Genomic DNA, 24,856 nt, shown 5'->3' on the forward strand with positions numbered 1-24,856 from the left:
GCCGCAGTGGTCCGGTGACGCTGGCTTGCTGTCCCGGGCAAGATCAGTGGGCGGTGTCGGAGCTCGTGTCGGCCGACGCGGTCCGAGGTAGGACGAGGGTGAGAACCGCTGCCACCGCCATCACAAGGATCTCGAATGCGAGCGCCCAGAGGAACGCGTGGGTGAACTCGCCGGGCCCGGCTTCGGTGACTCCGGCTGTGCTCAGCGCCAGCACGCCGAAGAAGACGCTGCTGATCAGCGCTACGCCGGTCGCTCCGCCGATCTGACCGGAGGTGATCAGCCCGCCGGAGGCGGCGCCGGCGTCGGATGATTGAACGCGGGCGAGGGCGACGTCGGCGATGGTCGGGGCGACCAGCCCCATTCCGATGCCGCACACGAGCAGCCCCGGCAGTGGGTGCCACCAGGTGATGGCGTCGACGGCGAGGAAGGTGGCCAGCAGGATCGCCATGCCACTGCCCTTGACCACAGCTCCCAGGGCGATCAGGCTGCGCCCCAGTCGGGGCACGAGCGGAAACGCCATGCCCGAGGCGGCGGCGATCCCGATCGAGTAGGGGATCAGCATCATCCCGACGCTGCGGGCGGTGAAGCCCAGGCCGACCTGCATCGTCAGGGCGAAGACCATGAGGAAGCCGACGACACCTGCGAAGAACACCATCCCGGTCAGTACTCCGCCGGTGAATCCACGCTGGCGGAACAGACGTGGGGGCACGAGTGCCGCGTGTCCGGCGCGGTCCCGCCGGTGCTGGTGCCACAGGAACAGTGCGAACAGCGGTGCGACAGCCAGGAGCATCAGCGCGCTGGTCGGACCCCAGCCCGCCTCGGCGCCATGGATGAGTGGGAAGAGCAGCAGGAACAGTGGAAGTCCGAGCAGCGCGACGCCGGTGATGTCGAACTGGCGGGCGCCTTCGGCGCGAGACTCGGCCAGTAGTACTGCTGCGGCGATGATCGTCACGAGGCCGATCGGCACGTTGATGAGGAAGATGGGGCGCCAGGCGAGGCCGAACAGGTCGGCGTCGATCAGCACGCCTCCGAGGACTGGTCCCCCGACGGTGGCGACGCCTTGGACGGCGCCGAACGCGGCGTAGGCCTTGGGGCGCTCGGCTGGCGTGAAGTTGATCTGAATGACCGACAGGATCTGCGGGGTCATGATCGCGGCGAATACGCCCTGCAGGACGCGGCCGACGATCAGCGGCCCGGCGCTGGGGGCGAGACCGCACAGGACCGAGGCAAGGGTGAATCCGAGCACGCCGAGCATGAACATCCGCTTTCGGCCGAACCGGTCGCCGAGCCGTCCGCCCAGGACCAGGAACACCCCGAAGGTCAACGGGTAGCTCGCCACGATCCAGGTCAGCGCTGCGGGCGATGCGCCGGTTTCCGCGCGGATGGCCGGCAGGGCGAGGTTGACGATCGCGACGTCGAGCAGGTCCATCGCCATCGCCGCGAGCATCACGGCGAGGGCGATCCACCTACGGCGGCCCTGCTTTCCCCCTGCGCTGTCGGCCTGCTGTAGGTCGTCCGCGCTCTGACTCATGTAGGGCTCCCGGAGGTCGTACGGCACTGTGCGTACCTGAACAGTACAGACATGAACTGTATCGGTGCGTTAAGTTGTGAGCTGAACGGTGGGTCTGGAGAGGTGACAGTCGTGCGTCCTGACGCGGAACCGATGGCGGCAACCGATGACATATCCGAGCTGGATGACGCCGGCTTCGATGCCTGGCTCGGCCTGTGGAAGGCCCAGGTGCTCATCGCGCGGAAGCTGGAGCGGGAGCTGAGGCAGGTGGGCGCACCGTCGCTGGCATCCTGCGAGGTCCTGTCCCGACTCTCGGCGGCACCAGGCAGGCGGATGCAGATGCAGGAACTGGCCCGTCGGTGCTTCGTCAGCAAGAGTGGGATCAGTCAGATCGTCACCCAGCTGGCCAAGGACGGACTGGTCGAGCGACAAGGTGACGCCACGAACCTACGAGTGACATATGCCGTGCTGACATCCGATGGTGCGGACGCCCTAGAACGAAGCGCCCCGCGCTTCTTCGGTGCGATCCGGGAACAGTTCTCCACGCATCTGACCCCCGAAGAGATTGCGCAGGTCCGATCCATCACCGACAAGCTGATCACGGCGCATGGCGAGAGAGCTGAGGCCGCGACGGAGTGAGAGCCGCCGCAGGCCGACCGGGGACCGGCCGGAGGCCGCACGCCCCGGTCGGCCGGAAGCGGCGCGGCGGCGGAGCCGCCGCCGCCTTGATACCGAATGGAAGGTCTAGACACGACGTGCGCTGGCGCCGTTGTCGTGTCCCGGCTGATGCTTGACGTTCGAGCGTGGAGTCGGAGCGCCTGCCCACGAGCCACGGGGACTCGCGGGCAGGCAACTCTGACGGGGCCACCGTCAGGGCATGGGTCGGACAGCGAGCCAGAGTTCGAAGTCGGCGTGCGTACCGTTTTCATCGTGGTACGTCGCCCGGACGAGCGATGGTGCGGGCACCAGCTCGTAGGGATTGGCGGGCAGCCACTCGCCACCGACGGCGCGCCAGAGAGACTGCAGCGCCTGTGGGAACGCTCCGGAGGTAGCGAACACGGCCCAGGAGTGCGGCGGCACGTCGAGGACGTCGTACCCTCTGGGCGCAGGCCGGCTGGTGGCGGCACCGACGTAGTAGTCGGCCCGGGTGCCCTCGGCCCCACCCGTCTCGTCTGCGTCGTCCCAGACCGAGATGTCGCCGCGCGGCTCCTGGTCCGACAGTTCCTCGAACGCTTCCCAGTCGGCATCGGGAAGTGACCGGACGAGCCGGTCGGCGTCGGGGTTGATGCCCTCGTAGGCGACGGTGGATCGAGTCTTGCGGCCCACCACCCGGAACGCCGGCTTCTCGACGATGCGGTACTGCATGTCCGTTCTCCCTTCGACAGTGAGGCGGAAGGCCAGACGGGGCTGTGACCGCAGAACGGCACCCGGTCGACGTGCCTGCTCGGGTCCGATCCCGTGCACGTTGCGGAACGCGCGGGCGAAGGCATCCGCCGACGAGTAGCCGAACCGGACGGCGATGTCCTGCACGGCCTCGTGCCCTTCGCGCACCGCACTGGCCGCGACGGTCATGCGCCGTCGGCGGATGTAGTCCGACAGCGGCATCCCGGCCAGCATCGAGAACACGCGCCGGAGCTGGTATTCCGAGGTGAGGGCGACCGCGGCCACGTCCCGGACGGGGACGTCGTGGTCGAGGTGTTCTTCGATGGCGTCCATCGCGCGGTTCCACAGCTCCATGTCTGTTCCCTTCTGACATGTCCCAGAGTGGGAAATGCAGGCGAGCGAGGTCCGACGATCTGTGCCCGCGATTGTTGGGCAGGCGGTGCCACCGGGCGGTGTGGGAGGACAGGCTCAGACTGTCGCAGCGTCGCTGACGATGACCCATGCGTCTGCGCGATCGGGATCGCTCTCGCAGGCCATCGCGATGCTGCGAGCGAGCGCGCGGGTCGTGTCGAGATGGTCGTAGCTGAGTTTGAGTGCGAGCACGGCGATGGCATAGGGGGCTTCGCCGTTCATGCCGCGGGGATCGATGAACCACAGCCGGGAGCCGTCGTAGAGCACGTTGGCGGGGTGAGAGGTCCGCGTGGCACAGCCCTGCCTCGGTCTCATCGGCGAGTTGGCCAAGGATCGCTATGGCGTCGTGGCGCACGGGTTCGGGTCCTCGGTGGGGTGGTTGGTCGTCGGCCGGCGGAGCGGTGAGTCGTGCGCGGAGCCACGGAACGATGCTGGGCACTGACGATGGGCCGTCTTCGGCGGAGAGAGTGCGCAGCATCGTCGTCACCGCGGCGAGGTCTGATGGGGTTGGCTCTTGCTCGGCGAGCGAGGCTCCGGGACTGATGGCATCCATTGCAGTCCACGTGCTGGCCTCGGTGTGGCGGACGAGGTGCACGGTTGGGGCGAGGTCGACCGCTGCGAGCTGTTCCAGTACAGCGCCTGATGGGCAGCGTAGGGGTCGGGGCTTGAGCGAAGGATGAGCCGCGCGCCGCTACGGGTGGTCGCTTCGATGACGTGGGCTGACCGTGCCGAGAAGGTGCGCCCGGTGGGTGTCACCGCTAGTGACTCGCAGACCTCGGTCAGTTCGTGAGGTAGGGCGTCGATCCATGTGGTCGCGCGGCCAGGCCATCGGGAGCGCGCGGCATCGGCGACGGCTGAGCTGAGCACGGTCATCAGCGGAGTGCCGTCGCGAGGGCGTGCGTGTCGTCGACGACGACCAGGGCGTCCGCGTCGGCGAGCCCTTCGGCGTGCTCGGGTTGCTTGGCGTAGCCGATGCAGGGCAGCTCGGAGGAGGTCTCGGCGATGACGTCGGTGATCGAGTCTCCGACGAACACCGCGTCGCTCGGTGCCGCTCGGGTGATGTCCAGCGCCGCGTGGAGCGTGCGACCAGCTCCGCCGACCGCCGGATCGCCGACGGGCTGAGCGGCCTGGTCGACGACCACCGGCGTGGGGCCACGCGCTCAGACGACGACGAGCGCGATCCGCCGGTCGCCCGGTGAGCCACCCGAATTGCACGGGGATAGCACGCGAGGCCGTTCACCGAGAAACGACGAAGGCCCAGGCTCGGCGGAAACCTGCCGCTGACCTGGGCCTTCGTTGATGGAGCGGATGACGGGAATCGAACCCGCGTATTCAGCTTGGGAAGCTGATGTTCTACCATTGAACTACATCCGCACGGCGTGAGATCACCCTAGCACCACGCCCTCCCCGCCCGTCACGGGCCACCCGGGCCCGGTCGCCGCACGAACCGACCACCCGGCGCGGGTGTCTCGACCCCTCCACCGGCCGTCACGCACACTCGCGACGTCGGTCTGTCAGCCGGCTGGAGGGGGCCACGATGAGCGGGTTCGAGCCGCTGCCGGGCGGTGGGTCCGACGATACGGACCACGAGCACGACATCCTCCTCATCGCGGGGAGCCGCCCCGAGGTGGCCCGGCTGGCGCCCGTCGCGGCGGCCGTCGCCGCCGCGGACCGGATCCGCGGCATCACCGTCGCGACCGGACCCGACCCGATGGCGGTGCACGAGGCGTTCGAGGCCCTCGGTGTCCCGACCGACATCACGGTCCTGCTGCCCACCGACGTCGCGTCCGGCGTCGCCGACGTCGCGGCGGCGCTGCTGGTCCGGCTCGACCGGCTGATGGTCGACCAGGACCCGTCCGCGGTGCTCGTGCACGGAGGCGGGATGGCCGCCGCCGTCGCCGCCACGGTCGCGTTCTGGCGCCGGATCCCGATCGTGCACATGCAGGCCGGCATGGGCACCGACGACCTGCTCTGCCCGTTCCCGCAGGAGGCGCACCGCCGGGTGATCGGGCAGCTCGCGTCGCTGTTCCTGACGACGAGCGGGTCCGCGCTCGGCAGTCCCCTCGGCCCGAACGTGCTCACCATCGGCGACACGGTCAACTCGCTGCCGGCGCCGTCCGACCAGGGCTGTGTGGACGTTCTCGAACGGGTGCGCGACGCGCAGCGGCGGCTGGTGCTCGTGGACCTGGAGCGGTCGTCGTCGCTGCCGGTGCTCGGCGCGCTGGCGGACCTGCTGGAGCGCTACCCACGGGTCGAGTTCGTCGTCACCGGTGCGCAGGCCACCGCCGACCCGGTGCCGGTACTGGGCCGGCACCCACGGGTGACCGTCGTCCCCGAGCTGGCCCTGCCCGACGAGCTGGCCGTGATGGCCGCCGCGACCGTCCTGATCAGCGACGACCACGAGCTGGTCGCCGACGCCCCCGGTCTGGGCACCCTCGCCGTCCTGGTGGACGGCCCGAACGTGCCGCAGCCGGGTGACTCGATCCGCAGCATCGCCGCGCACGACGCCGTCCCCGCCGTCGCGCAGGTGATGGACGGGGACCACGGGCGCCGACCGGCCCCGTCGGACGGGCTCGAGGCGGCCCGGGCCGAGCAGGCGGTCGCGTGGATGTTCGGACTCTGCCGCTCCCCACAGCTGCCCGACGGCACCGGCGGAGGCCGGCACAGCGCGGACGGGAGCGCCTCGGAGGAGGAGTCGTCCGAGGCGTGATCCGCGCGCTCGCTAGGGTGTCCCGGTGCTGCTCTCCGACGGCGACCTGCGCAAGGAGATCGAGTCCGACCGGCTCGTGCTCGATCCGTGGGACGTCGAGATGCTCCAGCCGTCCAGCATCGACGTCCGGCTGGACCGGTACTTCCGGGTGTTCCAGAACTCGCGCTACACCCACATCGACCCGTCCCAGCAGCAGGACGAGCTGACCACGTCGGTGGAGACACCCGACGGGGAGCAGTTCGTGCTGCACCCGGGCGAGTTCGTGCTCGGCTCGACGTTCGAGCGCGTCGGGCTGCCCGACGACCTCGCGGGCCGGCTGGAGGGAAAGAGCTCGCTGGGACGGCTGGGCCTGCTGACCCACTCGACGGCCGGGTTCATCGATCCCGGTTTCACCGGGCACATCACGCTGGAGCTCTCCAACGTGGCGAACCTGCCGATCACCCTGTGGCCGGGGATGAAGATCGGCCAGTTGTGCCTGTTCCGGCTGTCCAGCCCCGCCGAGCGGCCCTACGGCAGCGAGGGCGTCGGCTCCCGCTACCAGGGCCAGCGGGGCCCGACGCCGTCGCGCGCCTTCCGGAGCTTCCACCGCACCGACACCCGCCGCACCTGATCCCGTTCCGCGGAACCCGGGAGGGGCCGCCGGATCGCTACGCTGGCCGGTGATGGACGCCGAGCGCAGCTCCCCGGAGCACCCCGACCCGTGGGCGACCGGGCGTCGCCGCCCGGGCCGTCCCGACCGGGGCCGACGGCCTGCCGCACCCACCGGCACGTCCGGCACCGCTTCGTCCGGCACCGCCGGCACCGCTTCGTCCGGCACCGCTTCGTCCGGCACCGCTTCGTCCGGCACCGCTTCGTCCGGCACCGCTTCGCCCGGCACCGCTTCGCCCGGCACCGCTTCGCCCGACACCGCCGCGCCCGGCACCGCCGCCCCCGCTGAGCCGCCCGGCCGGGCGCTGGAGCGCCGTCCCGCACCCGCCGGACGGGACGACCCGCCCCGGACCGTCGACGGCTCGGTCGCCGGGCCGCCGCGCGACCGTCCGGCCCCGGAGGAGCCCGTCGAGGACCCCTGGCGGCACTGGCGCAGGCTCCGCCCCCGCAGCGTCCGGGGCGCGACCGCGCTCGGGCTCGCCGGGACCGCCCTGTTCCTGTTCCCGTTCCTGGACGAGCCGGGCCGGTGGTGGGTCCCGGCCGGGCTCGGGTTCGGGACCCTCGTCCTGCTCGCCCTGCTGCGCCTCGACCGGCTGCTGTTCGGGTGGGCTCCGCACGTCGCGGGCGTCGTGCTGATCGCCGCGCTGGTGTACGGCACCGCGCGTAACCCGTGGGCCTGGGGCCTGGCGCTGGCGACGGGCGTCGTCGTCGCCGGGCTGCTCCTGCTGCCCCGCTGGAGGGTCCTCGCCGTGGGCGGGGTGCTGCTGGTGCTGGCCGGGATCGGCTACACGTTCCGCTCGGCCGAGATCCAGCAGGACCAGGCGCGGGTCGACGCCCAGGCGGGGGCGCAGTTCCGCGCCGAGCTCGGGGTGGAGCGGCCGCAGCTCGCGCTGGTCACGCTGGACACCGGCGTCGCCGACGGGAACCCGGCGCGGGTCTGCCGGGTCGCCCAGGAACCGGCTGTCGCGCAGCTCCGGGCAGCCACGGGGGCTGCGACCTGCGAGGACGCCGTCGCCGTGCTGCATTCGCGGCTCCCGGCCGGGGCGGAACCGACGCGTCCGGACCGGAAGTCCGAACCGGACGTCCCGCCCGGTGGCACCACGACCGTCGACGCCTGCGCGTCCCCCTGGGGTGCGGCGGCCCCGCAGCTCGGGCGGGTCGAGCTGACCCGCACCGGGGCCGCTCGGCCGACCTTCCAGGTCAGCTCCTTCGCCCCCTGCTGAGCGGAGCCCCTCCCGACGCGGAACGGCCGGGCACCCCGTGGGGTGCCCGGCCGTCGCCGTCGGTGCGGTGGATCAGTTCTCGTTGGACCGTTCCTGCGTCGCCTGCTCCGGGGTGGAGCCGTTGGACGACCCGTTCCCGGACGACGACGGCGCCGCCGTCCCCGTGCTGGACGCCCCGTCGGACCCGGCCGGTGCAGGGTCCTGCCGGGCGGCCTCCTCCGCGACCTCCGGCTCCGGCGTGGCGACGGCCGGGGTCTCCGTGGTCGGCGCGGCCTCACCGGTGGTGTCGGCGGCGACCGGCTCGGCCGTCGGCTCGGACTCCTGCTCCGGGGTCGCGCCCGGCTCGGCGGCGGGCTCGCTCCCGGCCTGCGCGTCGGTGTCGGCGGTGTCCCCGGCCTCGGCGGCCACGACCGGCTCCGGCGTCGGCTCGGGCTCCGGCGTCGGCTCGGGCTCCGGCGTCGGCTCGGGCTCCGGCGTCGGCTCCGGCGCGGGGTCGCCGCGCCGCACGGCGGCGAGCAGCATCTGGGAGACGTCCTTGACCTGCACCGAGTCGCCGGCGGTCTGGTTGACGCCGTCGGTCATCATCGTGCGGCAGAACGGGCAGCCCACCGCGAGGGTGCCGGAGGGCTCGTCCCCGCCGCCGGCCTTGGTGAGGGTCTCGGCGGCCTCCTCGGCGCGGGTGAAGTTGATGCGCTTGCCGATGCGCTCCTCCATCCACATCCGGGCGCCACCGGCACCGCAGCACATCGACCGGTCGGCGTGCCGCGGCATCTCCGACAGCGTCGCCCCGGCGGCGCCGACGAGGTCGCGGGGGTCCTCGTAGACCTCGTTGTGCCGGCCCAGGTAGCAGGGGTCGTGGTAGGTGACCGGACCCGTCTCCTCGCCCGCGGGGGCGTTGACCGGGACCAGCTTCTTCTCCCGGACCAGCTTGTTCAGCAGCTGGGTGTGGTGCACGACCTCGTAGTGCCCGTCGAGCTGGGGGTACTCCCGGCCCAGGGTGTTGAGGCAGTGCGGGCAGGTCGTGACGATCTTGCGGGTCCCGGCCTCGCGCTTCTCGAACACGCCGTTGAGGGTCTCGACGTTCTGCTGGGCCAGCATCTGGAACACGAACTCGTTGCCCGAGCGACGGGCCGGGTCACCGGTGCAGGTCTCGCCCGAACCGAGCACCGCGAAGTCGACCCCGGCGCGGTGCAGCAGCTCCGCGGTGGCCTGCACGGTCTTCTTCTGGCCGTCGTCGAACGCGCCCGCGCAGCCGACCCAGAACAGGTACTCGGTCTCGGCGGGCAGCTCGCTCTCCACGACCGGGACCTCGAAGTCGAGGCTCTTGGTCCACTCCAGGCGGTCCTTGGCGTTCTGGCCCCAGGGGTTGCCCTTGTTCTCCAGGTTCTTGAACAGCGAGTTGAGCTCGGTCGGGAACTCGGACTCGATCAGGACCTGGTAGCGGCGCATGTCGACGATGTGGTCGACGTGCTCGATGTCGACCGGGCACTGCTCGACGCAGGCGCCGCACATGGTGCAGGACCACAGGATGTCCGGGTCGATCACACCGAGGACGTCCTCGCCGCCGATCAGGGGGCGCTCGGCCTCCTTGCGGGCGGCCTCGGGGATCGCGGCCAGACGGGCCTCGGCGTCGTCGCCGGTGATGCCGACCTCGTCGCCGGCCATGTCGGTCGAACCGCCGGCCAGCAGGTAGGGCGCCTTGTCGTAGGCGTGGTCGCGCAGCGCGTTGACCAGCAGCTTCGGCGAGAGCGGCTTCTCGGTGTTCCACGCCGGGCACTGCGACTGGCAACGACCGCACTCGGTGCAGGTCGTGAAGTCGAGCAGGCCCTTCCAGGTGAAGTCCTCGACCCGCCCGACACCGAAGGTGTCCTCGTCCGGGTCGGCCTCCTCCAGCTCCAGGACCTGACCCTTGGACATCATCGGCCGGGTCGCGCCGAGTGCCTTGCGGCCGTCGTCGTCGCGCTTGAAGTAGATGTTGGGGAACGCGGTGAACCGGTGCCAGGCCACACCCATCGTCGGCTTGGCCGCGATCACGATCAGCCAGATCGTCGCCGAGAGGACCTTGACCGCGGCGAACACCGTGACCAGCGTCGGCGACGCGGGCAGGATCGTGCCCAGCGCCTTGGACACCGGCGCCGACCAGGTCGGGACGTCGAACACGCCCAGCGCGTCCTTCGCGCCACGCACCACCAGGATGCCCAGGCCCTCGAGGAACACGATCGCCTCGACGAAGTACGCCCGGCCCTGGTTCGAGCCGTAGAACCGCGACATGCGGCCCTTGGTCCGCGGGTTGTTCAGCTGCCGGATCACGATCAGCACGCCGATGCCGACCACCGTGCCGACACCGAGGATCTCGACGAACAGGGAGTAGACGCTCCACTCACCCAGCAGCGGCAGGTGGAACGTCGGGTTCCAGACCTCGACGAACGCCTCGATCAGCGCCAGGAACAGGCCGCCGAACCCGACCATCACCAGCCAGTGGAAGACACCGACGTGACTCCACTTGAGCATCCTGGTGTGACCCAGGGTCTCCTTGAGCATCGTCGCGAACCGCGGCCCGAACGGCCCGATCCGCGTCGCGTCCTGCTCACCGAGCCGGATGACGCTCACCATGTAGGCGACCGTGCGCCACACCAGCGCCACCGCGGCGATCGCCGACAGCACCGTGACGATGCCCAACGTGTACTGCACCCAGGTCATGCGGGGGAACCTCCCTGTAGAACGCCCAGTGGTCCCGGCCCGAGAGCGGTGCGGGGCCGTGCCGGCCGGTGACGGGAGGCGCCGAGGCGCGTCGCACCGCAGAGAGCGATGACGGGGCGCGCGTCGGCACTGACGTCGAGGCGGAACGGGACGGGAATCGAGGAGCCGGTCCGGGAGGTCACCGCGCGGGGCCGGGGGTCACGCGGGCACGGCGGACCGTGCCGCCGGGACCGGGCGGGCCTCTCCATCGCAGTGCCTCCTCGGACGTCGCCGTCGCGTTGCTGTGGTGGGACGCGACGGCGGTCGGGCGAAGGGTAGTGCGCGTGGACGCGGCGCGCGCTGCCCCACCTCCCGACGGGTGGTGCCTTGTTACCGAACAGTAGCCACCCGTGACCATGACATTCGCGGGTGGGGAGATCCCACCGGGGTGCCCGATATGAGGTACGAGTCACGCCCCGGAGCGTGCTCGACCGTTCGGCCGACCGTGTCCACCCGGATGCGGTGCGTGGCGTTCACACCGGGCGTACGGGCCACTCGTCTATTATCACCGCCGGGTCTCGTGGTCTACTCGCCTGCGGGAGCAATTCGGACGAGTGGATTCCGCAAGGAGGAGCTGAGATGACCTCGCACGAGGCGATCCAGCTGGTGCTGGCCCAGGGCGAGCTCACGACGGTCAACCTCCGTGACTGGATCACGAACAACATCGTTCCGCTGATCCTGCTCGCGATCGCCGTGATCCTGCTCTGGATCGGTGGCAGGGGTGACAACGCGGGCGTCGCCCGCCGCAGCGTCGGCCTGCTGGTCGGCCTCATCGCGCTCGGCATCGCCGTGACCGGCAACGGTCCCGCGGTCGGCCAGGCGCTGGCCAACCTCCTCGTCTCCACGGGCTGATCCGTGCTCGTTCGCACGGACGACGAGGTCTACCGGGTCGACGCCGTCTGGCTCGGCCCACCGCGCGCCACCTTCCCCTGGCGGGCCCGGTACGTGAGCTACGGCGTCGGGCTGCTCGTGATCATGCTGATCATGATGGTGCAGCGCAGGCTGGGCATCGGGCTCGACTTCTTCTCGGTCGCGTGGGCGCTCGTGGGCACCGTCGCCATCACCCGCTTCCTCGGCAAGAAGATCGACTACGAGCGTCCGCTCGGTCAGGTGCTCGGCCAGTTCTGGGCCGAGGTCACCGGGCCGCGTGCGGGTCGTCGTTCGGGTGGTGGGTCGGTGCGGGCCGGGCACGTCCGGGTCCGCACGTCGCGCGCGCACCCGGGGCAGCCGCCCCGCGGGGGCCGGCCGCGCCCCTGGAAGGTCGCCGACCGGTCCGCCGCGCCGGCGCTGCCCGACACCTCCCCCGCCACCGGCGGGCAGTTCGGACGCCCGGTCGCCACGAAGGGCGCGCTCGTCGGTGCCGCGGCCGGTCCCGCCACGACACCGCGCCGGTCCCCCGCCGGCGGCACGGTCGTGGACGTGACCGGCGAGACCGAGCCCGCCGCCCCGGTCGTCCCGGCACAGGCCGAGCCGGAACGTGTCGTCCCGCCGCTGCCCGAGCCGGGCAGCGCCCCGCGACAGGGCCGGTTCCGCCGGGCCCGCGGGCGGGGCCGTGGCCGCGGCGCGACCACCCCGGCCCGCGTCAGCCGTCCGGAGCCGTGGCGCAAGGGTGGCCACCGTGGCCGCACCTGAGCGGACGTCCCGCCGGCGGCGTGGCCGCGCCCGTGCCGGCGAGGGCGGTTCGGGCTACACGCCGTCGATCGCGCTGCGCTCGATCGACGGCCACCTGACGCGCACCGGAACCCAGGTCATGGCCTGGTACCGGCTCGCGGCGCAGGCCTGGAGCTTCCGCAGCGACGGCCAGCGCGAGGTGCTGATCCGGCAGATCGCCGCGCAGCTCGGGGAGATGCAGGGCCGCTGGGTGCACCTGCGCGTCACGACGCGGCCGTACCCGGTGCACATGTGGGCGGAGTCGTTCGACCAGAACGCGCTCGGCCGGATGCCCGACGTGCCCGGCGCGCTGGGCTGGGACGGCTTCCTGGAGGGCGAGCAGCGCCACCTGATGGGCCTGTCGATGGCCGACAAGGAGGTCTTCCTCGGCATCGAGGTGTCCGGCCGCGGCCTGCTGGACCGCTGGGTGGAGCGCGCCGCGCCGGTGCTGGACCGGATCGCGCCGTCGGCGGTGCGGGCCGAGCTCGCCGCGCTGGAGTCCGAGGTCAGCCACCTCGACGTCCTGGTCGCCGGCTCCGGGCTCGACGCCGTACCGGCCAGCTCCGAGGACATGGCCTGGCTGATGCACCGCTCCGTCGCGCTGGGGCTGCCGGCGCCGCGCGGGCTGTCGTCGGTCCCGCGCGGGGTCTCCACCTGGGAGGCCGAGGACCTCGCCGCCTTCACCGAGGGTGTCGACCTGCACCAGGAGCCCTACGCCCCGACCGTCCAGGTGGTGGGGCGGATGCGGTCGCAGGCCGTGTCCCGCAACGTCGCCGTGCTCTCGGTGGGCCTGATGGAGGGCCTGCGTATCCCCGAGATCGACGACCCGTGGATGCAGCACTCCGACCGCCTGCCGTTCCCGGTCGAGTGGTCCGCCCGGATCTACATCCGGCGCCCGGAGGACGTCACGGGCGAGCTGCAGCGCCAGATGGGCAAGGTGCGCAGCCAGATCCGGCACTACACCCACGACCATGACCTCGACCCGCCGATGTCGCTGGCCCGCCAGGCCGACCGCGTGCTCGAGGTCGAGGACGAGCTCACCACCGGGCTCACCCAGATGAACACCCGGTTGTACGGCTGGTGGCGGATCGCCGTCTCCGGCCGCGACGAGGCCGAGGCGACCACCCGCGCCCAGCAGATCGTCGACATGTACCGGCCGAAGGTGCAGATCGAGCACCCCGAGGCCCAGTACCGCTACGCCCGTGAGTTCATCCCCGGCGAGCCGCTGGCGTCGACGGCCTACCGGCGGCGCGGTTCCGTCACGTGGGCGGCGGCCGCGGTCCCCGCGGCGACCGCGAGCGTCGGCGACCGGCGCGGGATCATGCTCGGCGAGACCTGCACCGCGACCCGGCGTCCGGTGGCCTGGGACCCGTGGCTCGCGCAGGAGGTGCGGCGCGCGTCCGGCCTGACCGCGATCGTCGGTGGCCTGGGCTCCGGGAAGTCGTTCCTGACCGGGCTGGTCGTCTACAAGACGCTGCGCGGCGGGGCACGCTGGACGGTGCTCGACCCGTCCGGTCCGCTGGCCGAGCTGACCCGGCTCCCGGAGCTGGCGCCGTTCTCCCGGCACATCAACCTGCTGCGGGCCGACCCGGGCATCCTGAACCCGTACCGGGTGGTCGCCGAACCCCGCCCGGACCACTTCGCCGACGACGAGGACCCCGAGCGCGCCTGGAAGCGGGAACGTTCGCTGGCGGCGGCCACCCGTCGTCGTCTGGTGCTGGACGTGCTGTCCGGTCTCCTGCCCTACGAGATCTCCCGGCAGCCGCACACCCGGATCGTGCTGCTGCGTGCCGTACGCGAGGTCGGCGGCGCGCCCGACCGGCACCCCGGCATGGTCATCGACACCCTGCGGCGGCACGCGTCCGAGGGCGAGGAGCACGCCGGCGTCGTCGCGGACTTCCTCGACGAGCGCCGCGAGCTGCCGCAGGCCGCGCTGCTCTTCCCGGACGAGACGCGCGACGACCCGTGGCACGCGGACCGCGACTACCGCCTCACCGTGCTGACCATGCAGGGCCTGTCACTGCCGCGGCCGGGCAGCCCGCGCGAGGAGTGGACCGACAACGAGTCGCTCGGCGTGGAGCTGCTGAACCTGGCGTCCTGGCTGACCCAGCGCACGATCTACGACGCCGACCGCAACCTGCGCAAGGGCGTCGCGCTCGACGAGACGCACTTCCTGTCCCAGGTGCCCACCGGCAAGGTGCTGATCGACCGGCTCGCCCGCGACTCCCGGAAGTTCAACGTCCGGGCGCTGTTCGCGTCCCAGCTGGCCGGCGACCTGCTGCGGGTGTCCGGGTTCGCGTCGCTGGTCAACGCCGTGTTCGTCGGCCGCACCGACGACGAGGAGGCCCAGTCCGAGGCGCTGCGGCTGCTGCGGGTGCCCACCGACGTCGGCTACGAGGAGATGCTCGGGACGCTCTCGCCGCGCCCCCGGCACGACGACCGGCCGGACGACACACCGCGCCAGTTCGTCTTCGCCGACGGGCACGGTGGCGTCGAGAAGATCCGGATCGACCTGGAGGCGCCGCACCTGGAGCACATCCGGGAGGCACTCGACACCAACCCGGACGCCGCCCGTGCCACCGCGCCCCGCCCGCCGTCCGGCCCGGAGATCAACGCCCCGGACGAGCCGACGCCGCTGCCCGCCGCCCGCCAGGCACCGCCGCCCGCGGCGCTGCCCGATCTCGACGGCGACGACCTCGACGTCGACACCCGGATCGGGCCCGGCGAGACCGATCCGGTGCTGGCCGGACGGGTCCGCGCCGGCGGGGTGCAGGTCGTCTCGCCCGGCCCCGGGTCCTCCACCGAGATCTACGACGACGAGCAGATCGACCTGCTCGACGAGTACGACGAGGACTGGATCGTCGACGAACCCCCGCCCCCGGACGACGACGGCGGGCACGGTCCCGCCGGCAACGGGCACCGACCGGCCGCATCGCGCGCCGACGCCCACGACCCGCCCGATCCCGGCGGGGACGGGCGGTGACGGCCGGGCTGGATCCGTCCGGTGGCGCCGGTGTCTGGGTCGTCCTCGGCATCGTGCTCGCGGCCGTCGTCGTCGCGGTCCGCCGGACGCGCACCGAGCGGCCGCCGCGCCGCCCGCGCCGCCGGGCGGTACTGGTGGTCGCCGCGCTGGCGGTCGGCACGATCCTCGTCGGCACCCCCGCCATGGCCCAGGCCCTGGACTGCAAGACCCCGCCGGAACCGGACCGGCCCGGGACCGGTCTCGTGGGCTCGCTCGACCGGCCGTCCGCGCTGCACGGTGAGCTCGGCAGCGTCTACGAGGAGGTCGGCTACGCCGGGCTCGTCTGGCACAACTACGACCTGGGCTGCGCCGCCTCCGGGGTGCTGAACCCGTCGGTCACCACCGACACCTGGCTCGGCAACCAGGTCTTCAACCTGGCCAAGCTCAGCGTCGGTGGCGTCAACTGGGCGCACTACCTGATCGCCGACGGCGGCGCGCTGTTCGAGCCGCTCGACACCGTCATCTCCACCGCGACCCGCGCGATGTACGAGACGGTCTTCACCACCTGGGTCGGGCTCGCCCTGCTCGGGTTCGCGATCATCGTCCTGCTCCTCGCGATGCGCGGCGACCTCGCCCGCCAGGCCCAGCGCACCGCGATCGCGGTGCTCGCCCTGATGATCGGTTCCGCGGCCTATCTCGCCCCGGTGAACTGGTCGCGGGCCGCCGACGACCTGCTGCTCGACGGCGTCACGCAGATGCAGGAGGGCTTCCTCGGCCAGATCGGGCTCGGCACCCGGGACACCCTGCCGACGATTCTCGTGGACCAGGTCGCCTACCAGAACTGGCTGCGCGGGACCTTCGGCGCGCCGGACGTGCCACAGGCCCAGGAGCTCGGGCGCGACCTCCTGCGGGCCCAGGCGTTCACCATCGACGAGATCGACCAGGGGCAGGACACCTCCGAGACGGCCGAGCGGAAGAAGGCCGACTACTCGGCGATCGCCGACCGGATGGGCGACCGCTACGCCTACTTCACGGGCGCGACCGGCAGCCGGATCGGCGCCGGCACGCTGGCCCTCGTCCAGGCGGCCTGCATCGCGCTCTTCCAGCTCCTGGCGAAGGTCCTGGTCCTGGTCGCGTTGCTGATCATCAGACTGCTGGTGGTGTGTGCGCCGGCGGTCGCGGTGGTCGCGCTGCTGAAACCGGACGTCATCCCGGCGATCCTGCGCATCGCGGGTGCGGCGGTCGTCAACACGCTCGTCGTGGGCGCGCTCGCGGGCCTGCACGCGTTGCTCGTGGTGTCGCTGTTCGCCCCCGGCTCCGGGATCGACCTGTGGCTGGCGCTGCTGGTCACCGGGGTCGTGACCCTGGTGATGTGGGCGGTCGCCCGGCCGTTCCGGCGGCTGGTGTCGATGGTGTCGCTGACCCGGGAGCAGTTCGGCGGGATCGTCCCGGGCGTCGGCGACGGGCCGATGTCGAAGGTCTGGAACCGGATGCGCGGTCCGCTGCCGGGCGACGAGCGTCAGTCCCGCTGGTGGTCCGAGCGCGGCACCGGTCCCGGCGCCGGTGATCCCGACGCCGCCCGGCCGGAGGCGGAGACGGTCGCGGGGCCGGGTGCCCGGTCGTGGCGCCGCAGGCCGCAGCCGGAGGTCCCCGGCCGGCAGGAGAGCAATCGGATCGCCGAACCGCGTCGCGGGCAGCTGCCGGTCGGCGCGTCCGGACGCCCCGGCACCGGCCCGGGCGTCCCCGGCCGGACCGACCCCGGCGAGATCGACGACCGGTCGATCTACCGTCGCGACGAGGCGTCCGCCCGCCGCCCCGGCGATCCGTCGCCGGTGACGCCCGAGCTGGTCGACGGCGTCCCCGTCTACAAGATCTACCGTCCGCGCGCCGCGCGGACCGCCGACGGCCGGGACGGTGGCCGTGCCGATTAGGTCCCCGCGCGGCCGGACGGCCGCCTACCGGATCATCTGGCAGTGGCCGCTGCGCTCACCCGCCCGGCTGGCCGTGACCGTCGTCCTGCTCGGCGGGCTCGTGTTCGGGCTGGTCCTGGTCGGCGGCCAGGTCGGCGGCGGCGCGTCGAGCGGTGGTCTGCTGGCCGGCGGCGGTCAGGGCGAGCGGTGGGAGCAGGGCTCCGGTGTCTCCGCCACACCGACGCCGACGATGCTGCCCCCGGTGGCCCCGCTGACCCCGGAGTCCCGTCCGGTCGACCAGGCGCCGCCCCAGGCGCTCGAGGTCGCGAGGGTCTGGGCGTCGGCCTGGGTGAACCACCCCGAGGGCATGACGGCGCCGCAGTGGGTGGCCGGCCTGCGCCCGTACACGACCGACGAGTTCCTCGGTGTGCTCGCCGGCGTCGACCCGGCCAACGTCCCGGCCTCCCGGGTGACCGGCGCGGCCACGCCCGTCCGGGTCGCGCCCAAGAGCGTCGAGGTCGAGGTCCCCACCGACTCCATCCGGCTGACGATCCTGGTCGTGGACACCGAGGCGGGCTGGAAGGTGTCCCGCTACGACCGGGCATGAGCACACCGGTCACCCGGGCGCTGCGCCCGCTGCGGCTCCTGCTGCCGTTCGTCGCCATCGGGATGGCGCTGGTCCTGTTCCTGACCGTCGGGTTCCTGGCGTTCAGCCCGAACATCGGTGGCGGGCGGACCGGAGGTTCCGCATGGTGCGACACCGGGATCTCGACGGCGACCGTCGGACGCGGGGGTGGTGGCGCGACCATCGAGACGCTGGCCGACGACCAGCGCCAGAACGCCTCGTCGATCATCTCGGTCGCCAAGGACATGGACCTGCCGCCGCGCGCGTGGCTCGTGGCGCTGGCCACCGCGATGCAGGAGTCCACCCTCCGCAACATCGACTACGGCGACCGTGACTCGCTGGGCCTGTTCCAGCAGCGGCCGTCGCAGGGCTGGGGCACGCCCGCGCAGGTCACCGACCCGGCGTACAGCAGCCGGATCTTCTACGAGCGGCTGCTCGAGGTGCCCGGCTGGGAGAGCATGCCGATCACGGTCGCCGCGCAGACCGTGCAGCGCTCGGCCTTCCCCGAGGCCTACGCCAAGTGGGAGCCCCTCGCCGCGGCGCTCGTCGAGCAGGTCGGTGACGTCGCGAACCCGACCGGGTGCGAGCCCGGGACGACGGGTGCGCTGCCCCCCGGCGCGGCCGGCGCCGCGATCGGCTTCGCGCTGCGCGAGCTCGGCAAGCCCTACGTGTGGGGCGCGACCGGCCCGAACGCCTACGACTGCTCCGGGCTCCTGATGCGCGCCTACGAGGCGGCCGGGATGACCATCCCGCGGGTCTCCCGCGACCAGTACAACTCCGGCGGGCACCTGCCCAACCGGGACGTGCAGCCGGGCGACTTCCTGTTCTACGCCCACGACACGTCGGACCCGTCGACGATCTACCACGTCACGATGTTCATCGGCGACGACAAGATGGTCGAGGCGCCGAACAAGGACCATCCGGTGCGGGTGCAGCCGGTGCCGTGGGACTTCGAGGACCTGGTCCCGCTGGCCACCCGCCCGGGGACGACGCCGAACCCGGCGTAGGGCCGGTCAGCTCCGTACGGGCCCGACGCGCGCCCGGCGACACCGCGCCGCGTCCGCGAGCCGCTCCAGCTCGCCGACGAGGAGCGGCCCGTCGGCCGGACCGGCGTGGACCGTCGCGCCGTCCGGCAGCGCCCCGCCGACGACGGCCGGGGTGGGGCGGTGCTGGTGGAAGCAGCCCTCCGCAGTCGCGTGGACCAGCAGGACACCCGGTGCCCGGCACGGGTCCGGCCCCCGTCTGCCCGCGCCGAGCTGCGCCATCCCGTCGATCTCCCCCATCCGCCGGACGACGTCCACCTCGGCGCCGGTGCACCCGCGCCGCAGCAGCTCCGGGACGAACCGCGCGTCGTCGCCCCCGGCAGCGGCGACGGCGTCGGCCAGCACCCCGGCCGGGATCCGCACGGTCGGTCCCGGTGCCGCGACGACGGGGCCGAGCAGCGACACCAGGGTCGCGGCGGCGTCCTCCGGCCGGATCCGCAGCAGCGCCACCTCGTCGCCGATGCGGGTGGCCAGCACGGCCCGTCCGGCGCGGTGCCCGACGACCGCGCGCTGCCGGGACGGCGGGGCGACGACGAGATCGTGCTGAAACTCGGCCCCGACCGCCGTGCGGAGGTCGTCGGCCAGTGCGGGCAGGAACCCACCGCCGGTGACGAGCCCGCGCGCGGCGAGCGACGCGATCCCCCCGCGGACGACCCGGGCCCGCTCGAAGTCGGTGGGACCGGGACTGACCAGACCCAGGACCGCAGGGTTGCGGCCGAGGTCGAGCAGGTCGCGCGCGACGTCGAACTCGGTGGCGGTGAGGACGGTGGCCCGGCTCCAGTCGATCATCGCGGGTCCTCGTCGGGACCGAGGACGGCGTCGGTGGCGGTGATCTCGACGGCGAAGACCTCGTCGGTGGGGACGACGTAGCGGTTGCGGTGGTCCTGCCCGTCACGGGCGCCGCCGACGCCACCGGCCATCGGGCCGTAGCCGCCCGCACCCGTCGCGGCGCGGGCGGCTCCGGCATCGGCGGTCCGGAGCGGGTGGGCCTCGCCGAACCCGCCGCGGGCGCCGGGGCCGCGGGGCTCCGTGCCCCACCCTCCGACGGATCCGCCGCCCGGGCGGCCCGCGGTCGGCGGGTACGGCTCGGCGAGCCCGCCGCCGGAGCCGCGGCCGGCGACGGGCACCCCGCCGCGTGGCCCGGTCGGCAGCTGGTGCCTCCGTGCCTCCTCGGCGAACCGGGCGGCGCGCTCGTCGCGGGCCCGCGCGGCGTCGGGGGCGCTGACGGTGGGGACCGGGGCGGGGAACGCCCGGTCGGACGTGGGCCTGTCGGGACCGATGGCGTCGCCACCCGTTCCGGGCAGCCGTGTCAGGTCCTGGCCGCCCCCGGGCACGTGTCCCGACGGGGTGGTCCGGTCCGGGCCGCCGCCTGGGCCGGGTCTCCCGCGTGAGGTCGCCCCGGGGGTCTCGCGGCCCGGTCCAGGAGGTGTGGGGACGGGGGTGACGCCCACCGGGGCGGGTCCGCCGGACGTCCCGGGGCCGGGGACTTGCCCGGGGCTGCTCGGGCCTCCACCGACCGTGCCACCGCCCGCGCCGCCGATGCCTGATCCACCACCCGCACCTGCGACACCGCCGGACACCCCACCGCCTCGGTCCCCGCCACCGGCCACTGATCCTTCGGATCCGGGACCCGCTCCCTGGCCGGGCGAGACCCCCGCGGGTGCCGTCGCCGTGGTGAAACGGCTGTCGGTCTCGAACGTCTCGCTCTGGTACCGGGCGAGTGCGCGGTTGGCGACCTCGTCGTTGGCCTGGTTGTGCTCGGCGATCGTGACGTGGTCGTCGCCCCTGCCCCACAGGGAGTGCCACGCCTCGCTGCCGTTGTCGACGGCCCGTGCGAACCAGGTGTGGTCGTCAGGATCCGTGTAGGTGATCTGACGACGCATCGCCTCGAACGATCGGCCGTGGTCGGCCATCCGATCCGCGCCGTTCCGTACGACGGTGGCGGTGTCGGCGATCCCACCGGCCGTCGTGGCGAGCGAGGTCCGGGCGGCGTCGCCCGCCCGGCCGGTCCACGAGACCCCCAGATCCCCGACCCCGCGGTCGGTGGACTGCCGCGTCGTGTCGAGAGTGGTCGCGAGGGTGGTGAGACCGTCCGAGGTCTGCTGGGCCACCGTCATCCCGGGCTGACCGTTCACCCAGGCGAACTTCGTCGCCATGTCGAACGCCGCGAAGTTGTAGCAACCCAGGACGGGCATGTCAGATACGGCCATGGTCGCCTCCTACGCGCGGTATTCGTGGAGGCGCGCGGTCAGCCGGGGGCGTGCCGCGTCCAGGGATGCCGTGATCGCTTCCTCGGTGTATCCGTAGTGGTGGGCCGCCTCGGTCAGCCGGTCGACCGCTTCGGTGATCTCGTGGAGGTGAGCCGTGTGCACAGCGATGATCTGTTGGACCTTTCTGCGGAAGGACAAGGCTGCGTCGAGTGAGACGAGGTCCTGACCGCACGGCCGAACCCGGCACTCGTGGCCTGCGCGCATCAGTGCTGACTGCATCTGCTCGGCCTGGAATCGCAACTCGTTCCGCACCGCCAGGACGTTCGACTTGTTGATCTGCACCATGAGCGCGTCTGATTCCGTTCCTCGCGGAAGTAAAGGGTTGTTGTCCACCCGGACATGCTAGGAGTCGCTGTTCGCGGCCATGATGTATCGACCGGTCCGATTTGCTTCCGCGAACGAGCCTCAGCTCGCGAGGTGCCGGGATTCGAGGATGACGGTTTCGGCCAGTCGGGATGCGTCGTCGCAGACGTCGGCGATAGGCCGCGGCCGGCCGTCGTGATAGCGGGTCGAGCGGACGAGAATCCGAGCCATCTGGCCGTCGTTCATGTCGATGACAAGTATGCAGAGCGGGGCGGAGTCCACGTTCTCGACCTGTCGGACCGCTCCGAACCCACCTACGACTGTGATCAGCCGGTCGTCGCCGATGGCCTTGCCGGCATCGATCCCGACCAGCTGCACGCTGTAGCTGACCCCCGTGTCGAAATTGTTCCACCCGCAGTTTCGGGCGCGGGCCCCTTCGTCGAGAAGATTCTCGCTCGGCTCTCCCGGCTCGACGTCGAGTCGAGCCTGTTCGCCGGGAGGCAGCAGGGTGCACGGGTCGAGCTGTGCGATGTCGATGTCCTGCGGCCGATCAGGGAACGGGTCGGCGGGTTCCGATCCGCCGCATCCGCTGAGGACTGCGCCGACGGTGAGTGCGACAAGAAAGACGGACATACGAGACCGGACCGGGACAGCCACGTGATCCTCCGGAGCAGGCGGGAAACCACAGACTAACTCGCCCGTCGACTCGCCGGACCCGTTTCCCTGTACCTCGCAGTCGCATAGATTGCGGGCTCTTCGCACAAGCTGGAATCGGTGCGGCAGTCCCGGATCCTGTGCGGTCGCGGTCCAAGCTGTGCGGTTGCCGAGGCCGGCGCCTGTTCCAGCGGGGGAAGGGGCGGATCCGATGTCGTGGTTTACGGATGCGAACCACTCATGGGGTCGGCATTTTCTGCAGGACGACCTCGGCGAAGTCCTTCGCCCGGCGGCAGGCGTGGTCGACCTGGCGAGGACGGCCGTCGTCTCCGTAGTGGACAGACTGGGCCTGGATGCTCAGCGGAGTGGTCTCGCCGGTGCCGACGACGAGTTGACAGATCGGTGCGCAAGAAGTGCCACATGACCCTCCGGAAGAGACGGGAACCACAGCCCCACCCGCCCATCACCCCGGACCCACTCCCCGCACCTCACAGCCGCGCAGATTGCGGGCCCTCCGCACAGGCTGGAACCGGTGCGGCTGCCCCGGATCCTGCGCGGTCGCGGCTGTGCGATTGGCGCGGACGGTGTGCGGCGGTCCCGGGCGGGGTGCGGCCGCGCCGGGCGGCGCGTGGTCCGGCGCGCGCCGCCGCGCCTGCTCCGGCGTCGCGAGGCGTGGTCGGCGGCGTGCCCGGGTATCGGGGGCCGGGAGTGGTCCGCTCACCAGGAGGAACGAGGGTCCCCGAAAAAAGTTGAGTCGAGTCGGAACAAGTCTGCATGGTCGCCCGTTGGACCGGGTACCAAGAAGTTGAGCAGCGCCCACTCAAGCTCTTACCCCGGACCGCTCCCCGGTCTGATAGAACTTGAGCCGGAGGCACTCACACCCCGCAAGTATCGACTCGCACGCATCAACACGGAGGCAGTCACCATGGCTCGTACGGTCGGGATCGACCTCGGGACCACCAACTCCGTCGTCGCCGTCCTCGAGGGTGGCGAGCCGACGGTGATCGCGAACTCGGAGGGTGCCCGCACCACTCCGTCCATCGTCGCGTTCGCCCGCAACGGCGAGGTTCTCACCGGTCAGTCCGCGAAGAACCAGGCCGTCACGAACTCCGACCGCACCTTCCGCTCGGTCAAGCGCCACATCGGCACCGACTGGAAGACCCCGGAGATCGACGACAAGACCTACGCCGCGCAGGAGATCAGCGCCCGCGTCCTTCAGAAGCTGAAGCGTGACGCGGAGTCCTACCTGGGCGACGAGGTCACCGACGCGGTCATCACCGTCCCCGCCTACTTCGAGGACGCGCAGCGGCAGGCGACGAAGGAGGCCGGCCAGATCGCCGGCCTGAACGTGCTCCGCATCGTCAACGAGCCGACCGCGGCCGCGCTGGCCTACGGCCTCGACAAGGGCGAGAAGGAGCAGACCATCCTGGTCTTCGACCTGGGTGGCGGCACGTTCGACGTGTCCCTGCTGGAGATCGCCGAGGGCGTCGTCGAGGTCAAGGCGACCAACGGCGACAACCACCTCGGTGGCGACGACTGGGACGAGCGGATCGTCACCTGGCTCGTCGACAAGTTCAAGTCCTCCCAGGGCATCGACCTGACGAAGGACAAGATGGCGATGCAGCGGCTCCGTGAGGCCGCGGAGAAGGCGAAGATCGAGCTGTCGAGCTCGTCCTCGACCAACATCAACCTGCCCTACATCACGGTCGACTCCGACAAGAACCCGCTGTTCCTCGACGAGTCGCTGTCCCGCGCGGAGTTCCAGCGGATCACCCAGGACCTCCTGGACCGCACCCGCCAGCCGTTCAACCAGGTCATCAAGGACGCCGGCATCTCGGTGAGCCAGATCGACCACGTCGTGCTCGTCGGTGGCTCCACCCGGATGCCCGCCGTCACCGAGCTCGTCAAGGAGCTGACCGGCGGCAAGGAGCCCAACAAGGGCGTCAACCCGGACGAGGTCGTCGCCGCCGGCGCCGCCCTGCAGGCCGGCGTGCTGCGCGGCGAGGTCAAGGACGTCCTGCTGCTGGACGTCACCCCGCTGTCCCTCGGCATCGAGACCAAGGGCGGCGTCATGACCAAGCTGATCGAGAAGAACACCACGATCCCGACCAAGCGCTCGGAGGTCTTCTCCACCGCGGACGACAACCAGCCGTCGGTGCAGATCCAGGTCTTCCAGGGCGAGCGCGAGATCGCCGCGTACAACAAGAAGCTCGGCATGTTCGAGCTGACCGGCATCGCGCCGGCCCCGCGCGGTGTCCCGCAGATCGAGGTGTCCTTCGACATCGACGCCAACGGCATCGTCAACGTGTCCGCGAAGGACATGGGCACCGGCAAGAGCCAGGAGATGACGATCACCGGCGGGTCGGCGCTGTCCAAGGACGACATCGACCGCATGGTGCAGGAGGCCGAGGCGCACGCCGAGGAGGACGCGAAGCGCCGCGAGGAGGCCGAGACCCGCAACCAGGCGGAGACCCTCGTCTACCAGACGGAGAAGTTCGTCAAGGAGAACGACGAGAAGCTGCCGTCCGACGTCAAGGAGTCGGTGAACGCGTCCCTGGGCGAGGTCCAGGAGGCGCTGAAGGGCACCGACCACGAGGCGATCAAGTCCTCGATGGAGAAGCTGGCGACCGAGTCCCAGAAGATGGGGTCCGCCCTGTACTCGCAGCCGGGCGCCGACGGTGCCGCGGGTGCGGCCGACGGCGACGCCGCCGGTGGCGCTGCCGGTGGGCAGCAGGAGCAGGACGACGTCGTCGACGCCGAGATCGTGGACGACGACAAGGACGCCAAGGGCGACAAGTGACGGCCGGCGGCCATC

At 71.9% G+C, this 24,856-nt stretch carries 20 protein-coding genes and 1 tRNA gene; 11 read left to right on the plus strand and 10 right to left on the minus strand.

The features are described 5' to 3' along the window. Window positions 1-43: 43 nt before the first annotated feature. Entirely contained in the window at window positions 44-1,558 is a 1,515-nt protein-coding gene (locus tag PP1_RS17345; protein WP_083697274.1) for an MFS transporter, read from the minus strand. 84 nt (window positions 1,559-1,642) lie between these two features. Here PP1_RS17345 and PP1_RS17350 point away from each other — a divergent pair, with 84 nt between their 5' ends. Further along, entirely contained in the window at window positions 1,643-2,149 is a 507-nt protein-coding gene (locus tag PP1_RS17350) for a MarR family winged helix-turn-helix transcriptional regulator (protein WP_157178928.1), read from the plus strand. A 231-nt stretch (window positions 2,150-2,380) separates the two neighbouring features. Here the strand turns inward: PP1_RS17350 and PP1_RS17355 are convergent, their stop codons facing one another. From PP1_RS17355 to PP1_RS17370, 4 genes are all read right to left on the minus strand, one after another. Then, window positions 2,381-3,247 carry an AraC family transcriptional regulator gene (locus PP1_RS17355; protein ID WP_010226070.1) on the minus strand — a complete coding sequence of 289 codons (867 nt, stop codon included), beginning with the start codon at window positions 3,245-3,247 and terminating at the stop codon, window positions 2,381-2,383. Between the two features lie 114 nt (window positions 3,248-3,361). Next, complete coding sequence (locus PP1_RS17360) at window positions 3,362-3,571, minus strand: hypothetical protein (RefSeq protein WP_010226068.1); 210 nt, start codon at window positions 3,569-3,571, stop codon at window positions 3,362-3,364. Between the two features lie 605 nt (window positions 3,572-4,176). After that, window positions 4,177-4,446 (minus strand): HAD family hydrolase, encoded by a 270-nt coding sequence (locus PP1_RS17365; RefSeq protein WP_139324001.1) that lies wholly within the window; start codon window positions 4,444-4,446, stop codon window positions 4,177-4,179. A 158-nt stretch (window positions 4,447-4,604) separates the two neighbouring features. After that, window positions 4,605-4,678: transfer RNA gene (locus PP1_RS17370), tRNA-Gly, on the minus strand. A 163-nt stretch (window positions 4,679-4,841) separates the two neighbouring features. On the opposite strand from PP1_RS17370, the gene PP1_RS17375 reads away from it, so the two are divergent. The 3 genes from PP1_RS17375 to PP1_RS17385 are packed head-to-tail and all read left to right on the plus strand — an operon-like array spanning window position 4,842 to window position 7,885. Then, a complete protein-coding gene (locus PP1_RS17375) occupies window positions 4,842-6,014 on the plus strand; it encodes a UDP-N-acetylglucosamine 2-epimerase (RefSeq protein ID WP_010226061.1) in 1,173 nt (390 codons plus the stop codon). A 25-nt stretch (window positions 6,015-6,039) separates the two neighbouring features. Beyond that, complete coding sequence (dcd, locus tag PP1_RS17380) at window positions 6,040-6,624, plus strand: dCTP deaminase (protein ID WP_010226059.1); 585 nt, start codon at window positions 6,040-6,042, stop codon at window positions 6,622-6,624. Between the two features lie 52 nt (window positions 6,625-6,676). Then, the gene (locus PP1_RS17385) at window positions 6,677-7,885 is read left to right on the plus strand and encodes a hypothetical protein (RefSeq protein WP_337819673.1); all 1,209 of its coding nucleotides are present in this window, start codon (window positions 6,677-6,679) and stop codon (window positions 7,883-7,885) included. 72 nt (window positions 7,886-7,957) lie between these two features. Here PP1_RS17385 and PP1_RS17390 read toward each other — a convergent pair whose 3' ends face one another. Beyond that, complete coding sequence (locus PP1_RS17390; protein WP_075314851.1) at window positions 7,958-10,585, minus strand: heterodisulfide reductase-related iron-sulfur binding cluster; 2,628 nt, start codon at window positions 10,583-10,585, stop codon at window positions 7,958-7,960. 618 nt (window positions 10,586-11,203) lie between these two features. Here PP1_RS17390 and PP1_RS17395 point away from each other — a divergent pair. Genes PP1_RS17395 through PP1_RS17420 form a run of 6 tightly spaced genes read left to right on the plus strand, consistent with a single transcriptional unit; the run spans window position 11,204 to window position 18,778 of the window. After that, window positions 11,204-11,476, plus strand: a complete 273-nt coding sequence (locus PP1_RS17395; RefSeq protein WP_010244125.1) for a hypothetical protein — start codon at window positions 11,204-11,206, stop codon at window positions 11,474-11,476. A gap of 3 nt (window positions 11,477-11,479) precedes the next feature. After that, window positions 11,480-12,256: a hypothetical protein gene (locus PP1_RS17400; RefSeq protein ID WP_249266060.1), complete on the plus strand. Its 777-nt coding sequence runs from the start codon at window positions 11,480-11,482 to the stop codon at window positions 12,254-12,256. Beyond that, a complete protein-coding gene (locus tag PP1_RS17405; RefSeq protein ID WP_249266059.1) occupies window positions 12,243-15,257 on the plus strand; it encodes an ATP-binding protein in 3,015 nt (1,004 codons plus the stop codon). The genes PP1_RS17400 and PP1_RS17405 overlap by 14 nt, the downstream gene beginning before the upstream one ends. Next, window positions 15,254-17,167 carry a hypothetical protein gene (locus tag PP1_RS17410; protein WP_010232420.1) on the plus strand — a complete coding sequence of 638 codons (1,914 nt, stop codon included), beginning with the start codon at window positions 15,254-15,256 and terminating at the stop codon, window positions 17,165-17,167. The genes PP1_RS17405 and PP1_RS17410 overlap by 4 nt, the downstream gene beginning before the upstream one ends. Continuing rightward, window positions 17,151-17,753, plus strand: a complete 603-nt coding sequence (locus tag PP1_RS17415) for a hypothetical protein (protein ID WP_010232421.1) — start codon at window positions 17,151-17,153, stop codon at window positions 17,751-17,753. The genes PP1_RS17410 and PP1_RS17415 overlap by 17 nt, the downstream gene beginning before the upstream one ends. After that, window positions 17,750-18,778 (plus strand): C40 family peptidase, encoded by a 1,029-nt coding sequence (locus PP1_RS17420; protein WP_010232422.1) that lies wholly within the window; start codon window positions 17,750-17,752, stop codon window positions 18,776-18,778. The genes PP1_RS17415 and PP1_RS17420 overlap by 4 nt, the downstream gene beginning before the upstream one ends. 6 nt (window positions 18,779-18,784) lie before the next feature. Here PP1_RS17420 and PP1_RS17425 read toward each other — a convergent pair whose 3' ends face one another. The 4 genes from PP1_RS17425 to PP1_RS17440 all read right to left on the minus strand — a co-directional run bounded on the left by PP1_RS17425 (window position 18,785) and on the right by PP1_RS17440 (window position 22,044). Next, on the minus strand, window positions 18,785-19,603 hold the full coding sequence (locus PP1_RS17425; protein ID WP_075314845.1) for an ESX secretion-associated protein EspG: 819 nt from the start codon (window positions 19,601-19,603) through the stop codon (window positions 18,785-18,787). Then, window positions 19,600-21,024, minus strand: a complete 1,425-nt coding sequence (locus PP1_RS17430) for a hypothetical protein (RefSeq protein WP_139324000.1) — start codon at window positions 21,022-21,024, stop codon at window positions 19,600-19,602. The genes PP1_RS17425 and PP1_RS17430 overlap by 4 nt, the downstream gene beginning before the upstream one ends. A 9-nt stretch (window positions 21,025-21,033) precedes the next feature. Next, window positions 21,034-21,417 (minus strand): PE domain-containing protein, encoded by a 384-nt coding sequence (locus PP1_RS17435; protein WP_139323999.1) that lies wholly within the window; start codon window positions 21,415-21,417, stop codon window positions 21,034-21,036. 72 nt (window positions 21,418-21,489) lie between these two features. Further along, window positions 21,490-22,044 (minus strand): DUF3558 domain-containing protein, encoded by a 555-nt coding sequence (locus PP1_RS17440; protein ID WP_139323998.1) that lies wholly within the window; start codon window positions 22,042-22,044, stop codon window positions 21,490-21,492. 922 nt (window positions 22,045-22,966) lie between these two features. Between PP1_RS17440 and dnaK the strand changes: the two genes are divergently transcribed. Next, window positions 22,967-24,841, plus strand: coding sequence for a molecular chaperone DnaK (dnaK, locus tag PP1_RS17445; RefSeq protein WP_010241410.1), 1,875 nt, complete (start codon window positions 22,967-22,969; stop codon window positions 24,839-24,841). The last annotated feature ends 15 nt before the right edge of the window (window positions 24,842-24,856 follow it).

The organism is Pseudonocardia sp. P1 (assembly GCF_000178675.2).
Classification (GTDB): Bacteria; Actinomycetota; Actinomycetes; order Mycobacteriales; family Pseudonocardiaceae; genus Pseudonocardia.